Annotated in this window: 13 protein-coding genes and 1 pseudogene; 8 read left to right on the forward strand and 6 right to left on the reverse strand. The window is 73.2% G+C overall.

Annotated features, from left to right (window positions below; translation table 11 throughout):
* Positions 1–3: 3 nt before the first annotated feature.
* From KZ829_RS10290 to KZ829_RS10300, 3 genes and pseudogenes are all read right to left on the reverse strand, one after another.
* Positions 4–1,779, reverse strand: coding sequence for a DNA polymerase Y family protein (locus KZ829_RS10290; RefSeq protein WP_220143596.1), 1,776 nt, complete (start codon positions 1,777–1,779; stop codon positions 4–6).
* Between the two features lie 352 nt (positions 1,780–2,131).
* Positions 2,132–2,774: pseudogene (gene imuA', locus KZ829_RS10295) on the reverse strand (DnaE2-dependent mutagenesis accessory factor ImuA'); the annotation flags it as partial.
* Between the two features lie 641 nt (positions 2,775–3,415).
* Positions 3,416–3,913, reverse strand: coding sequence for an SAV_6107 family HEPN domain-containing protein (locus KZ829_RS10300; RefSeq protein ID WP_220143597.1), 498 nt, complete (start codon positions 3,911–3,913; stop codon positions 3,416–3,418).
* Positions 3,914–4,399: 486 nt separating this feature from the next.
* Between KZ829_RS10300 and KZ829_RS10305 the strand changes: the two genes are divergently transcribed.
* The 7 genes from KZ829_RS10305 to KZ829_RS10335 are packed head-to-tail and all read left to right on the forward strand — an operon-like array spanning position 4,400 to position 10,245.
* Positions 4,400–5,206: an SDR family NAD(P)-dependent oxidoreductase gene (locus KZ829_RS10305; RefSeq protein WP_220143598.1), complete on the forward strand. Its 807-nt coding sequence runs from the start codon at positions 4,400–4,402 to the stop codon at positions 5,204–5,206.
* A gap of 30 nt (positions 5,207–5,236) precedes the next feature.
* Entirely contained in the window at positions 5,237–5,710 is a 474-nt protein-coding gene (locus KZ829_RS10310; protein ID WP_220143599.1) for a YbaK/EbsC family protein, read from the forward strand.
* 36 nt (positions 5,711–5,746) lie between these two features.
* A complete protein-coding gene (locus KZ829_RS10315) occupies positions 5,747–6,427 on the forward strand; it encodes a monooxygenase (RefSeq protein ID WP_220143600.1) in 681 nt (226 codons plus the stop codon).
* The gene (locus tag KZ829_RS10320) at positions 6,424–6,981 is read left to right on the forward strand and encodes a GNAT family N-acetyltransferase (protein WP_183217363.1); all 558 of its coding nucleotides are present in this window, start codon (positions 6,424–6,426) and stop codon (positions 6,979–6,981) included. Before KZ829_RS10315 ends, KZ829_RS10320 begins: the two co-directional genes overlap by 4 nt.
* 3 nt (positions 6,982–6,984) lie before the next feature.
* The gene (locus KZ829_RS10325; RefSeq protein ID WP_220143601.1) at positions 6,985–7,710 is read left to right on the forward strand and encodes a carotenoid biosynthesis protein; all 726 of its coding nucleotides are present in this window, start codon (positions 6,985–6,987) and stop codon (positions 7,708–7,710) included.
* Positions 7,707–8,789 (forward strand): glycosyltransferase family 2 protein, encoded by a 1,083-nt coding sequence (locus KZ829_RS10330; RefSeq protein ID WP_220143602.1) that lies wholly within the window; start codon positions 7,707–7,709, stop codon positions 8,787–8,789. The genes KZ829_RS10325 and KZ829_RS10330 overlap by 4 nt, the downstream gene beginning before the upstream one ends.
* A 19-nt stretch (positions 8,790–8,808) precedes the next feature.
* Positions 8,809–10,245: a phytoene desaturase family protein gene (locus KZ829_RS10335; protein WP_220143603.1), complete on the forward strand. Its 1,437-nt coding sequence runs from the start codon at positions 8,809–8,811 to the stop codon at positions 10,243–10,245.
* On the opposite strand, the gene KZ829_RS43925 is transcribed toward KZ829_RS10335, so the two are convergent.
* The 3 genes from KZ829_RS43925 to KZ829_RS10350 form a co-directional block, all read right to left on the reverse strand.
* Positions 10,242–11,960 carry a substrate-binding domain-containing protein gene (locus tag KZ829_RS43925; protein ID WP_220143604.1) on the reverse strand — a complete coding sequence of 573 codons (1,719 nt, stop codon included), beginning with the start codon at positions 11,958–11,960 and terminating at the stop codon, positions 10,242–10,244. The two genes, KZ829_RS10335 and KZ829_RS43925, sit on opposite strands and share 4 nt — an antisense overlap.
* 95 nt (positions 11,961–12,055) lie before the next feature.
* Positions 12,056–12,811 (reverse strand): class I SAM-dependent methyltransferase, encoded by a 756-nt coding sequence (locus tag KZ829_RS10345; protein WP_220143605.1) that lies wholly within the window; start codon positions 12,809–12,811, stop codon positions 12,056–12,058.
* A 53-nt stretch (positions 12,812–12,864) separates the two neighbouring features.
* Positions 12,865–13,788, reverse strand: a complete 924-nt coding sequence (locus KZ829_RS10350) for a LysR family transcriptional regulator (RefSeq protein WP_220143672.1) — start codon at positions 13,786–13,788, stop codon at positions 12,865–12,867.
* A 164-nt stretch (positions 13,789–13,952) separates the two neighbouring features.
* On the opposite strand from KZ829_RS10350, the gene KZ829_RS10355 reads away from it, so the two are divergent.
* Entirely contained in the window at positions 13,953–14,600 is a 648-nt protein-coding gene (locus KZ829_RS10355; RefSeq protein ID WP_308285423.1) for a succinate dehydrogenase cytochrome b subunit, read from the forward strand.
* Positions 14,601–14,602 lie beyond the last annotated feature (2 nt).

A 14,602-nucleotide genomic window follows, 5' to 3' on the forward strand; every position in this document is an offset into this window, starting at 1 on the left:
TGCTCAGTCATAGACGGCCTCGACCATCCAGTGGCCACCGGCGAGGGTCAGCAGCAGCGCGCGCCCGTCCGCGAGCGCCATCTGGAACCGGGCCCGCCGCCGCGACTCCCCCGCCGCCCACCAGCGCTCGTCCACCGGCCACGGCCCGGCCCAGCCGGTGACCGCCACCGGCTCCCGCCGGCCCACCGTCAACGTCGCGGGAGTCCCGGTCAGCTCGAGCCGCGCGCTGACCCCGACCGCCCGGCCCTCCGCGTCGGCGACCACGGCCGGCAGCGGATGCTCCAGCACCACGGCCGGCGAAGGCCGTGGCAGCCGCCCGGGCCACGGCGGCAGGGCGGCCGGTTTCCGCCCGGCACGCCGGGGCCGCCCGGCCCTCACCTCGACCATGGCGAACCCGTCCGCACCGGAGGTCTCGACCCCGTTGGAGGGCTCCGCCCGGAGCCCGCCCACCAGTCTCAGATGGGAGGCCCGCGGGGCGTCCAGCCGCAACGGCGGAGCCACCGCCCTCTCCAGAACCGGAACCGTCTCGATGCCGGGGATCGGCTCGGCCTGGACGGCGACCGGCCGTTCCGGTTCCCGTTCGTCGCCCCAGGGCACCAACCGCACCCGGTCGTCCGCCGACCGGCCGCCGCTCAGCACCGGCGTGACCACCGCTTCCGGGCCGAGCAGACCCTGGACCCGGCTGAACGCCCGGTGCGCACGGTCCCGTTCCGCTCCGGTCTCACCCCAGAGCCCCGGTTGCAGGCCGACGTGAGCCAGCACCCCGTCGGGCACCAGCCGCAACCGCACCAGTCCCGCGGTGGGCGGTGCCGTCCTCCCGCGCCGGGCGCCGGTGAGCCAGCCGTCCAGCTGCCACCGCACCCGCTCGGCGATGGCGGCGGCCCCGAGCAGACCGTCGTGCCGCCACACCCGGAACAGCTCCTGACCGTCCGCGGTGACCGCCTCCACCCCGAGCCGGGTGCACGCCAGCCCGTGCGCTGCCAGCCTGTCATGCAGGCGTTCGGCCAGCGCCCGCCCCGCGAAGGCCGCCACGTCCACCCGGGCGAGCGGCTCGTCGTAGGTCTCCTCCACGGTCAGATCGGCCGGTGGCCGCCGCACCGCGAGCGGCCGATGATCGCCCCCGGAGGCGAGCCGGTGCGCCAGGGCCCCGGAGAATCCGAACCGGGTCAGCACATCCCCCGCCGGCAGCGCAGCGAAATCACCGAGCGTCTTGACCCCGAGCCGCTTCAGCAGGTCGGTCAGCTCCGGCTCTTCAAGAGCCTCGATCGGTACGCCGGACAGAAACTCCCGGCTGCCTCCCGCCTCGACGATCCGTCCCGCCCGTGCCGCGATCCCGGCCGCGAACACGCCGTCGGCGAGCCCGATCTGGCATTCCACCGCGCACTCCAGGGCAACCTGCTCGACGATCCGCTCGGCGGCCGCCTCCTCCCCGCCGAAGTAGCGGGCCGGCCCTCGGGCGGCGACCGCACAGGCCCCCGGCCGGATCACCTCGACCCCGGCCACCACTCCTTCGATCGCGACCACCACCGGCTCGAACGCCCGCGCGTCCCGCCCCGGATCGTGCTCCACGACCACCAGTTGCGGGCAGCGTCCCTGCGCCTCCCGCCGCCGGAGCCCTCGCCGCACACCTTCCCGCCGGGCCGCCTCGGAACAGGCCAGCACCCGGTTCCCGAACATCACCGCGACCGGCTCGGCCCCCGGCACCCCCGCCACGATCTCCGCGGCCACCACCGGCCAGTCCGGGCACCAGACCAGCAGGGTACGAACAGCCGCCTCCACTAGCTCCTCCCCAGCGCACACGTCAGAGCAGGCCCATCCGCCCCCGGCAGGGCCGATCCCGGCGCGGGCGACGAGCCCTCGCAGGCCGAGGAGGAGACCGTCCGGCACAGCAGAAGCGGCACAGACCCCAAAAGCGGCCGAGAGGCCGGAGACGCCTCACCCGAGGACGACGGCGAAGACCCCGAGAAGGGCTGAACCGCCGAAACCGAAGACAGCGCACGAGACGAAGACGGCGCGGCGAGGGCGGGTGGTGGGGGTGCCGAAGATGGCGTGACCCGCTCGGGCGGAGTGCCCGGGGGCCGCTCGGGGAGCGTGGACGGCGGGGGCGGCGGGATGGTGTCCCGGACCGTGACACCCGGCATCCACATGGTGATCTCCCGGGGCCGGGTGGCCGCACCCCGGCCCCGGGACACGACGGTGACCTCCCTGCGGCGCAGCCGGCCCCGGCCGGATCCGAGACCCTCCCACCGGCCCTTGCCGACTTCGAGGGTCACGTCGGCGCCGGCCCAGTCACCGAACGGCACCAGCACGCTTCCCCGCTGCCGGGCCCGCGCGGCCAGCCGGCTGGTGACGGACGCCGACACCGGCCCGGGAACCGCCGCGACCACCACGTCCACGCCGTCGATCAGCGCGGCCACCACGGTGGGCCAGTCCGGCCCCGGGTCGGGCACCAGTGCGAGCCGCTCCAGCACGATGCCGCTCTCCGCGGCGGCGAGCGCGCCCAGCGCGGGCACTCCGACCACCGCGCACCAGGAGCCGTTCCGCGAGGCGGCCGCGAGCAACGCCAGCATCAGCGAGGTCCGGCCACCGGCGGACACGCTCTGCCCGGCGGCGACGGCCACCGTGCTGCCCCGCCGTAGCCCGCGCCCCGGTAACAGCCCGCTCAGCTCGGGCGCCACCGGCAGCAGCCGGTGCGCCCCCGGCTCGCCGGCCCCGGTCGCCGTCCGGACCAGCTCCGCGAGGGCGGCCGCACCATTGATCATGCGCCCTGCCACGTCATGCCCCGCTCTATCCCACAATCCCCGTCACATCACTGCCACCGGCCACCGCCGGCGTTCAACCGCCGAACCGCCCACCGAGCCCGCCCAAAAGACCGGCCCACCGAGATCTGACCTGCCGAGGCAGGTCCCACCCGCCGAGTCGTCGCCCGTAGAAGTCCGGCTCATCGCGGCCTACCAAGATCCGGTCCACACGGCCCGGCCGGTAAAGCCCGGCCCCACCGAAGTCCCCGAGACCCGAGCTACCGAGACCCGAGCTGCCGGGACTAGGGCCACGGAAACCGGGCGGCCAAGATCGCGCCTGCCAAAGCTCGTGCCGCCGAAGCCCGAGGCCGCGGAGAGCCAGGCCGTCGAAGCCCAGAGCGCCGGGACGCCGGGACCTGGTTGCCGGGGCTTGAGCCGGTGCGAAGCCGCCATCGGCGCCCCTCGTGGAACCCGCCCGGTGAGGCGAGCCGCACTGGCCAGGGCTGCCGCTGAGCCGGGCTACCCGGGTCGGGCGGCCGGCGCGCGGCCGAGGGGACGGCCGGCCCACGACAGCGAGCGGGCGGTCACGCGGCCGGAGAGACCCCCGGCCCACGACAGCGAGCGGGCGGTCACGCGGCCGGAGAGCCCCCCGGCCCACGACGGCGAGCGGGCGGTCACGCGGCCAAGGGTGGCTGGTATGTCAGCCCGAGCGCGGACTCCGCCACGGTGACGAACTGCTCGGCGGCGCGCAACAGGTCGTCGGCCTCGCGGGCGCTCACGACATGGGGGATGCCGGCCTCGGCCGCCGCGCGCTTGCCGGCGCCGAGCGCGAAATAGCCGGCCCAGTCGCTGAACTCGGGCGCCACCAGAACCAGCAGGGACCAGACACTGGTCGCACGGCTGCGGCGGCCGGGGGCGGCTGGCCGGGCCCGGGCGGCGAGCAGTGCGGCGGCCGCGCGCAGGGCGGCCAGATGCGCCGCCGCGTAGCGCAGCCCGTCAGGGGTGGTGTGCGCCGCCTCGATCAAGCCCGCCCGGGCGAGCGCCAGCAGCTGGGACGGTGTGCGGTGCGGCAGCATGTGAGCCGGGACCGTGGGCGAATCCGCCCGGGGGGCCGCGCCGGCGCTCGCCGGACCGGGAGCCGCCGTGAGGCCGGGGGCCGTGGTGCTCGCCATCGTCGTATCTCCTCGCCTGTTTCGCATCCGACGTGGTGGGTCGAACCGATCGCTGCGGAGGAAGACGCAGCATGCCGTGCCGGGAACCGGGGCTCCGAAATGGGCAGCCGGAGCCCCGGCGGGCGGCCCGTGCGAGCCGCCCGGCGGCAAGCCGGCCGGGTGTGAAGCTTCCCCACACCACACCCGGCCGGCACCGCCGGCGGGTCCGTCGCCCACCACCGGGGGTCGGGGGTGGCGAGCGACGGCCTGCCTTGAGGCCCGGACCCGCGAATGCCCGGACCAGGGTGTGCGGCGCTTCGCGGGCCACCGCACCCGGGACACGTGCCGCGAAACACGATCCCGGAGCCGAACGAACACCCTTTCGAACATCCGTTCTAACTACCGCAGAGACTAACACCCCCCTCCGACAAAAAGGCAACCTTCACGGCGTCACGCCACCGGCATTTTCGAACGGATGATCGACGGCTTCGTGACTACCATGGCGGCATGGCGACGATCGTGGTGACCGGGGCGAGTTCCGGGGTGGGCCTGGCCGCGGCGGAGCGGTTCGCCGCCCGCGGCGACGAGGTGGTGCTGGTCGGCCGCGATCCCGGTCGGCTGGCCACCGCCGTCGAAAGGGTGACGGCGGCGGGAGGACGGGAGCCGGCCGCCTTCCGGGCCGACTTCGAGAGTCTCGCCGAGGTGCGCGCCCTGGCCGATCAGCTGCGCGCGGCCTATCCACGGATCGACGTGCTGGCGAACAACGCCGGCGGCATGGTCGGGGAGTTCCGCCGCACCGGCGACGGCCTCGAGGCCACCATCCAGGGCAATCATCTGGCGCCGTTCCTGCTCACCGGCCTGTTGCGGGAGCAGTTGCGCGACGGCCGGGTGGTGAACACCGCGTCCCGGGCGCACAGGCATGGCAGTCCCGATCCGGAGCTGCTCGCCGGCGATCCGGAGAGATACAGCTCGTGGCAGGCCTACGGGGCGAGCAAGGCGGCCAACATCCTGTTCACCGCCGAGGCGGCCCGCCGCTGGCCGGAGGTGTTCAGCGTGTCCTTCCACCCGGGTGTGGTGCGCACCAACTTCGGCACCGGCCGGGTCACCCGGCTCTTCTACCGGTACGCACCCTTCCTGGTCACCCCGGAGAAGGCCGGTGAGCTGCTGGTCTGGCTGGCCACCACGCCTGAGGCCGAGCTGGTGGACGGCGGCTACTACGTGGGCCGCACCGTCACCCGGCCGGCCCCCCACGCCGGCGACAGCGCACTGGCCGCGCGATTGTGGGAGGCCAGCGCCAAGGCTGTCGGTAATTGACCGAAGCGGACAGTCGGGCAGGATGAGGCGATGCACAATCATCCCAACGTCATCGCGGTCCGGGAGGCGCTGAGGGAAGCCGGCGCCGACGTGGCCGACATCGTCATCCTCGACGAGGCGGTGCACACCGCGGCAGCGGCCGCCGCCGCGCTGGACGTGACGGTCGGCCAGATCGCCAACTCGCTGATCTTCGACGCTGACGGCGAGCCGCTGCTGGTCCTGACCTCGGGCGCACACCGGGTGGACACCGCCAAGGTGGCCGCCTCGATCGGCGTGACGAAACTGCGCCGCGCGACGCCCGAGTTCGTCCGGGAGCACACCGGCCAGGCGATCGGCGGGGTCGCCCCGCTCGGCCATCCGAAGCCGGTGCGCACCCTGGTCGACGTCGACCTGGAGAGCTGTCCGGTGATCTGGGCGGCCGGCGGCGTACCCCGGTCGGTCTTTCCGATCACCTATCCGGAGCTGGTCCGCGTGACGGCCGGAAGCCCGGCGGAGGTCGCGTAGCCGGAAGCCCCGCGGAGGCCGCGGTACCGTGGCGCGATGACCGATGATCTGGTCAGCCTGCACGTCTGGCGGGTCCCGCGGCAGGCCGTCGGCTCCGCCATGCTGCGCATGGCCTTCGCCCGCCGCCATCTCGCAGGGGTCCGGTTCGGCAGATTCCTGGGTACGGGCACCGGCGCCACCTTCGGCCCCGGCGACACCGACCTGACCCGCTGGGCGGCAATCACCGTGAGTGACCGCCCGGTGCGGTTCCCCACGTGGGACCGGATCGCCGTGAAGCAGGCGCGGGTAGACCTGGAACCGTTGGTCAGCCGCGGTGAGTGGAGTGGCCGGAGCCCGTTCCACGCGACCGGTCGCCGCCCCGACGGGATGGTGCTGGCGCTGACCCGGGCCAGGTTGCGGCCGTCCCGGGCGCTGCGGTTCTGGCGGGCGGTGCCGGCGGTGGCCCGGGAGGTGGCGGCCGCTCCGGGGCTGCTGGCCCGCTTCGGGGTGGGTGAGGCGCCGATCGGCTGGCAGGGCACGGTCAGCGTGTGGCGCGGCGCGGCGGATCTCACCGCGTTCGCGTACCGTCAGCCAGAACACCGCGCGGTGATCGCCCGCACCCCCGCCGACCGCTGGTACGCGGAGGAGCTGTTCGCCCGTTTCGCGGTGCTGGACATCAGCGGCGACCGGACCGTGCTGGGATGGACCGCTGACGAGAAGGAGCGGACGACGCGATGAGGCTCGTTGCTTGGCAGCCGGATGACCTGCTGCGCCGGCTCGACGACGTGGTGGCGGTCTACGGCGAGGCGATGGGCTACCGCAAGGAGCTGCTGCAGACCCGCCGCGGCTACATCGGCTCGCACGCGCGGCGGCCCGGGTTCCGGGCGGTGGCAACGCTGACCGCGGAGGGCCGGGTCGCCGGGTTCGGGTACGGCTACACGTCCGCTCCCGGCCAGTGGTGGCACGACCAGGTCCGGTCCGCGCTCGACGAGCCGGCCCGGCATCGGTGGCTGGCCGACTGTTTCGAGGTGGTCGAGTTGCACGTCCGCCCGGCGGCACAGGGGCACGGGATCGGCGCCCGGCAGTTGCGTGCCCTGTTGGCGATGGCCGAGGGCAGGACGGTGCTGCTGTCCACTCCGGAGGCCGACGAGCAGACGTCCCGGGCCTGGCGGCTGTACCGGCGGTTCGGGTTCAGCGACGTGCTGCGCCATTTCCTGTTCCCGGGGGACGAGCGGGCGTTCGCGATCCTCGGGCGGGAGATCCCGATCGTCGAGCGGCAGGCCGGCGGTTGAGCGGTGTGGTTCCTGCTCGGCGGGCTGGTGCTGGCCCAGGTCTGGTATCCGCTCACCACCGGTGACACCCGTGCCGGGCTGACCGTGGCCACCGTGTTGATCGGCGTGCTGCTGTCGGTGACGCACGCGCTGCTCAGCCGTGGGGTGCGGGCCGCGGCCGCGCTGATCGGCACGGCGATGCTGGGTGGTTTCGCGGTCGAGGCGATCGGGGTGGCGACCGGTTTCCCGTTCGGTTCCTACGACTATTCCGGTCAGCTCGGGCCGAAGCTGCTGGGCGTACCCCTGATCATCCCGCTGGCCTGGACCTGGATGGCCTGGCCGGCGTGGCTGGCGGCGCTGCGCGTGGCCGGGGGCCGCACGGCCCGGATCGTGGTCGCGGCCGTCGGTCTGGCGGCCTGGGATCTGTTCCTCGATCCGCAGATGGTCGCCGAGGGTTACTGGCGCTGGCACGATCCGGTTCCGGCACTGCCCGGTGTGCCCGGCGTCCCGATCGGCAACTACCTGGGCTGGCTCGGGTTCGCGCTGCTGCTGATGACGGCTCTATCGTTCGCGGCCGGGCCCACCGTGGCCACGCCCGGTGACGGCCCGATGCTGGCGCTCTGGTTGTGGACCTACTTCTCGTCGGTTCTCGCGCACGCCGTCTTCCTGGGCCTGCCCGCGTCAGCGATGTGGGGTGGCGTGCTGATGGGCGCCGCCGTCCTACCGCTGCTGCCCCGGCTGCGCGCATGATCGTCTGGCTCGCGTTGGCGCCGTTGCTGCTGCTCACCGCGCACACCGCGGTCAACGCGCTGCTGCTGCGCCGCCCGCACCGGGACGCGATCACCGGCGAGCGGGTCGCCGTCCTGCTGCCGCTGCGTGACGAGGCCGGGCGGGTCGCCCCCTGTCTGGAGTCGCTGCTGGCCCAGCGCGGCGTCCCGGACCTGACCGTCCACATCCTCGACGACGCCTCCACCGACGGCACCGCCGACGTGGTCCGGACGATCGCCGCCGGGGACGAGCGGGTGCGCCTGCTCACCGGGACCGCCCCGCCCGCGGGCTGGCTCGGCAAGCCGAACGCCTGCCGGCAGCTGGCGGACGACGCCGCGGACGCGGACGTGCTGGTCTTCGTCGACGCGGACGTGGTCCTGGAACCGGATGCGATCGCCGGGGCGGCCGGGCTTCTGCGGCGTGCCGGGGTGACGCTGCTCTCGCCGTACCCTCGGATCGTCGGCGCCGGGCGGCTGGTGCAACCGCTGTTGCAATGGTCCTGGCTGACGTTTCTGCCGCTGCGCGGCATGGAGCGCTCGCCGCGGCCGTCGCTGGCCGCCGCGGGCGGGCAGTGGCTGGTCCTGGATCGCGCCGGCTATCAGCGGGCCGGTGGCCACGCCGCGGTCCGCGACGACGTGCTCGAGGACATCGGCCTGGCCCGCGCGGTGAAACGCTCCGGCGGCCGGATCGCGCTCGCCGACGGCTCCCGCCTGGCCACCTGTCACATGTACGGCTCCTGGCGGGAACTCACCGACGGTTACGGCAAATCGCTGTGGGCGTCGTTCGGCTCCGCGTTCGGCGCGGCCGCCGTCGTGATTCTTCTCCTTCTGCTGTACGCCGTACCGGTGCTGTTCCTGGTGAGCCCCTGGTGGGACGTCGCTCTGGCCGCCTGCCTGCTCGGGGTGACCGGCCGGGTGATCAGCGCGGTGGCGACCGGCGGCCGCGCCGTCCCGGACGCGTTCGCGCACCCGCTGTCGATCGTGCTGTTCGGCTGGCTGGTCGCGCGCTCGTTCCACCGGCGGCGCCGCAACCTGCTCACCTGGCGCGGCCGGGCTCTGTGACCGTACGGGAGGCGATGCGGTGAGTGAGATCGTGGTGATCGGCGCCGGGGTCGGCGGGCTGGCCGTGGCGTTGCGGCTGGCCGCCGCCGGGCATCGGGTGACCGTGCACGAGCGGGCGGCGCGGCCGGGCGGGAAGCTGGGCGTCCACGAGCGGGACGGCTACCGTTTCGACACCGGCCCGAGCCTGCTCACGCTGCCGGACGTGTTCGCCGACCTGGGCCTGGACCTGCGGCCGCAGCCGCTGGATCCGGTGGTGCGGCACGTCTTCCCGGACGGTGTGACGCTCGACTCGTCCTCCGATCACGGTGTCTTCCTGGAGCGGATCAGCGCGGCGCTGGGTCCGGAGGCGGCCGCGGACTGGGACCGGTTCTGGCGGCGGGCCGCGCGGATCTGGCACGCCTCGTGGGAGTCGGTGTTGCAGCGGCCGGTGAGTGCCGCGTCGCTGGCGCGGCTCTCCTGGCGGGTGGGTGATCTCGCGGCGATCGCGCCGTGGTCGTCGCTGCGGGCGCTGGGCCGGCGCTACCTGCGCGATCCGCGGTTGCGCATGCTGCTGGACCGGTATGCCACCTATACCGGGACGGATCCACGCCGCGCGCCCGCGGCGCTCGCCGCGATCCCCTACGCCGAACTCACGCACGGTGGGTGGTATCTGCCGGGCGGTCTGGTCACGCTCGGTGACTCGCTGCACGCCCGGTGCGCCGATCATGGGGTACGGGTGAGGCTGCGCTCCGAGGTGACGGCGATCGAGGCGGACCACCGGGTGCGCGGGGTGCACCTGGCGTCGGGCGAGTTCCAGCGCGCCGACGTGGTGGTCTCCAACGTGGACGCGGTCACCCTGTACCGGGATCTGCTGCCCGCGCCGAAGCCGTTGCGCGGGCTGGCCGACCGGAGCCTGGCCGGGTTCGTGCTGCTGCTCGGCGTGCGCGGGGAGACTCCGGAGCTGGCGCATCACACGGTGTTCTTCCCGGCTGACTACGACGCGGAGTTCGACGCCGTCTTCGGGGCGCCGGGGCGGCGGGCGCGGCCGGTGGACGATCCGGCGGTGTTCGTCACCCGGGCCGACGATCCGCTGGTTCGCCCGGACGGCCGGGAGGCGTGGTTCGTGCTGGTCAACGCGGCACGGCAGGGCACCGGATGGTCCGCTGTGGACTGGCGGCGGCCGGGGCTGGCCGGGGCGTACGCGGATCACGTGCTGGCGGTGCTCGCCCGGCGCGGGCTGGACGTGCGGGGGCGGCTGGAGTTCGCCGAGACGCGTACGCCGGCCGACCTGGCCGAGGCGACCGGGGCGCCGGGCGGGGCCATCTACGGAACCGCGGGTGGGCTGCTGCGGCCCGGCAACCGGGGACCGGTGGACGGGTTGTTCCTGGTCGGCGGGTCGGTGCATCCGGGCGGCGGGCTGCCGATGGTCACCCTGTCCGCCCGGATCGTCGCCGATCAGATCGGCCCGGCTCGTTAGTTGGCGGCTCGTGCCGCCAGGAAGGCCTTGGCCATGGCGGAGGCGAGGTCGGCCGGGTTCTTGGCGGCGATCGCCTGGCCACCGGTGGCCTTGGCCATGCTCTGCAACGCGGGCATGTTCGCGTCCGGGCCGTAACCGACCGCGATCACCGGGACCGGCCGGGCCGGGTCCCGGCCGGCCGCGAGCCGCTTCTGGAACTCCTGCTGGGACATGGCGAACCTGGTCCCGCCGTCGGCGCCGTCGGTGAGCACCACCACGACCGAGGGCCTGCCGGACTTCACCTCTTCACGCATCGCGGCGACACCGTCGAGAACGGTCTGGTAGAGCGGCGTGCCGGCGTTCGACTGCGGCCGGTACGTCTTGATCTTCTCGGTCAGGGCGTCCCGCCGCTTCTTCCCGCCGGCGTCCCCGTTGATCGGCCCGAACGACACCTCCTCGGTGTGCGCCGGACTGTTCGCGGCGCCGGCCCCGAAATACCACATACCGATCGTGGTGTCCCGGTTGAACAACTGGGCCGCGCTCGCACCGGACTCGCGGAGCAGGGACGCCTTGGTGGCCGGACCGCCGCCGATCTTCTCGTTCATCGAACCGGAGGCGTCGATCAGGAGCAGCACCTGGAAGGCGAGGCTCTGGAAGCCGGCCCACTGCCGGGCCGGGTCGAGCAGGGCCTTGCCGGTGCCGGGCAGGCGGGCGCCGCCGGCCGTCGGCTCGGCACGGAAACCGGCCTCGGTGAGCGCCTGCTTGGTGATCGCGGCGCGCAGCCGGTCGGCCAGGCCGGTCTTGGCGCCCTTGCGGATCGCGTACGGGTAGTCGGCCTCGACCATGCCGTCGGAGGGCGCCGCACCGGTGAGCGCCACCCGGTGCCCACCCTTCTGGTAGGCGAGGAGTTGCTGCTCGATCGCCGGGAAGACGCCGATGTCGTAGACCGCGGAGGTGGTGTCGGACTGCGCGGCCATCCGGCCGAGCAGGCTGCCCGGGTCGGCGGCGGCGTCGGTCAGGCGGCTGCGCAGGGTGAGCGCCCGGAGCTGGGCGATGCCGGGGTCCCTGGCGGCCAGGGCGGTGGCCGCGTGCACGCCGTGCACGCTGAGCAGGCCGGTGGTGGTCGTCAGCGGATCGGACATGGTGGCCACCGGGATCCGCTCGCTGGCAACCCCCTCGATCAGCTCGTTCCAGGTGGTCTTGCCGTCCTTGATGTACAGACTGCCGATCGCCTCGGGCGCGGTCAGCATGATCGGCGAGTACGCCAGGGTGGCTCCGGAGGTACGGAAGGCGAGCTTGTTCTCCTCGGCGATGCGCAGCCAGGCGCTGCTGGACGGCACCCAGACGTCCGGCTGGTCCACCGCGGCGAGGGTGACGCCGGGCTCCTCGGCCCGGACCAGGATCGGCGCGCAGCGCTGACCGGGCGGGTTGAGGGTGACGGCGGCGGCCCGGATCACCGGCTCGATCTCGGGCGCCGCGGCCACGGTCAGCTCCGGGTCGGGGCAGGGCGTGACGCTGGGCTGGGTCGACGACGGCAGCGGGGCGGCGCTGGCCTGAGTGGCCGGCTGGGCGGAGCCGTTGCGCATGAGCTGCCAGGCGACCCCGCCGGCGGCCAGCAGGACCACGATCACCAGGCCGGCGGAGAGCAACATGCGGCTGCGAGCCTGCGGGGGTTCGTCGCCCCAGTCACCGTGGTGCGGCGGGGGCAACTCCCTTGGCCACTCGTTGTCGGACATGTCACCCAACCCCGTCGTAATGGTCGGTACCGATGCGTGCCGGATAGTAGTCCGGGATTCATGTCCCGCAATGGTTCAACGGGTAAAGCGGCACATCACGGCAGCATTCGAGGCTCAGCGATCGCGATCACTATCAGTTCACCGTCCCCGCTGAGCCCGGGTGGCTCACGGCCCCACCCGCCGTAGATCTGATCCACCCGGAAGCCGGCGACCCGCAGCGAGTCGCGCAGCTGGATCTCGTCGCGGAAGCGGTGGGCGGCCGAACCGGTCAGCTCCAGCCCGTCGTCGAACCGGTAGTGATGGACGACCGACACCACGTCCTTATCGGTCGAGGCGACCTCGCTCCACGCCTCCACCACCGAGCCGTCGGCGAGCACGATGTCCCGCCGGGTGTCGTCCGGCGCCCACTCCCGCCACGGCAGGCCGGCCGGGTCACGGCTGTCCAGGACGAGCCGCCCGTCGGTGACCAGGGCGCCGCGCATCCGGTGCAGCGCCACGGACCAGTCCTCGTCGGTGACGATGTGCTCGGCGACGTGACCGGTCATGAAGGCGGCGTCGAACGTCCTGTCCGGAAGGTCCTCGAAGGACCCCTGGAGCCAGCGGACCCCGGCCGCGCCTTCTTTTCGCCGGGCCACGTCCAGCGCGGCCCCGGCCGGGTCGACGGCGGTCACCTCATGGCCGGCGCCGGCCATCGCGATGGCCAGCCGCCCGGTGCCGCAGCCCATGTCGAGGACCCGCGGCGCGGTGCGCTCAGCGAGCACCCGCATGAAGAAGTCGTCCTCCCAGCCCCACAGGTGCTCGATGTCGTAGACCTCGACCAGCCGGGGATGCCGGTACTCGCCATGCCACACACTCGGATGCTAAACGCGGGGTGCTCACTTGACTACCCGAAGTGGACGGTGGATCACAGAGCGCGTACCCCGAACGGGAGTTCACCGGCCGCGATGTGCTCGATGACCGCCTCGCGCAGGGCGGCCGCCGCGTGCGGCAGGATGGCGGCCCGGCGCTGGGCGAGCGCGATGGTCCGCCGCATGCCGGGCGGGGCCAGGGGCGTGGCGCGCAGCAGCGGCCGGTTGGCGAGCACCATGCTCGGCACCAGGGCCACCCCGAGGCCGGCCTCGACGAAGGCCAGAACGGCGTCCATCTCGCCGCCCTCGACCGCGAACTTGGGGGTGAACCCGGCCCGCTCACAGGCCTGCAGGGTCACGTCACGGATGTCGTACCCGTCGCGGAACATCACCATCGGGGTGTGCCGCAACTCGGTGAGGTCCAGCTGCCGGGCCACGGTGGGTGCCGGCCCGGAGGCGACCGAGGCCACCACGAGGCTCTCCCGGAGCACCTCGACGGTCTCCAGGGCCGGGTCGGCGCCCTGCTCGGGCAGCACGATGAGAGCCAGGTCGAGGGTGTGGGCGAGCAGGTCGGCGATGAGGTCCTGGGAACTGCCCTCGGTCACGTGCAGCCGGATGCCGGGATGCTCGGCGCGGTAGCCGCGCAGCACGACCGGGAGCAGGGAGGAGCAGAGACTGGGAGTAGCGCCGAGCCGGACCTCGCCACGGCGCAGGCCCACGATGTCGGCGACCGCGTCCCGGGCCGCGTCGGCATCCGCGATCATGCGCTGAGCCAGCGGGAGCAGCGTCTTCCCGGCCACGGTGAGAGTGACGCCGCCGCGGATCCGCTCGAACAAGGGGGCTCCGAGTGACATTTCCAGGGTGTGAATCTGCTTACTCAAAGTAGGTTGGGAGACGCCGAGTTCGTCCGCCGCTTGGGTGAAATGTCTAAACTCTGCCACCGCTACGAAGTACCTGAGTTGTTGCAGCTGCACCGTAATAGCCTATATCTATGGAAGGCCGACCCGGCATGCATTAGACGAATCGTTCAGGACTTCTTACCTTCCAACTCGTGGCGGTAGACACTCCTATTCCGAAGACGACCAACGCAGCGGGTGCGACGGCACGCCCCGCGCCGCGGAAGTCGGTCCGGCCCTCGTCGGTCATCCTCAAAATGGTCATGGCAGTCAGCGGCGCGCTGCTGGTGCTGTTCCTGTTCGCGCACGCGGCGGGCAACCTCAAGATCTTCGTGGGCGAGACGGACTTCGACCACTACGCGGAGTGGCTGCGGGAGCTCGGCACGCCCCTGCTGCCGCACGGCTGGTTCCTCTGGCTCCAGCGGATCGGCCTGCTGGCCGGCATCGGCCTGCACATCTGGGCGGCCACGGCGCTGACCATCCGCGCCAAGAAGGCCCGGCCGGTCAAGTACGCGCACCGGCCCAAGATCCAGGGCAGCTACGCCGCGCGCACCATGCGCTGGGGCGGCGTGATCATCGTGCTGTTCGTGATCTACCACATCCTCGACCTGACGACCGGCACGTTCAACCCGGCCGGCGGCGACACCGACCCGTCCGCCCGGGTGGTCGCGGGCTTCGCCCCGGACCGCTGGTACGTGACCCTCTTCTACACCCTCGCGGTGGTGTCCGTCGGCTTCCACCTGCGGCACGGCATCTGGAGCGCGTTCCGCACGCTGGGCCAGCAGACCACCAAGGGTGAGCGCCGGGCCAAGGCCGTCGCGCTGGTCCTCTCGGTGGTGCTCGTCGCGATGTACCTGTCGGTGCCCTTCGCGGTCCTGACCGGATTGGTGGGTTGATC

This window comes from Actinoplanes hulinensis, assembly GCF_019429605.1.
In the GTDB taxonomy this organism is placed as follows: domain Bacteria; phylum Actinomycetota; class Actinomycetes; order Mycobacteriales; family Micromonosporaceae; genus Actinoplanes; species Actinoplanes campanulatus.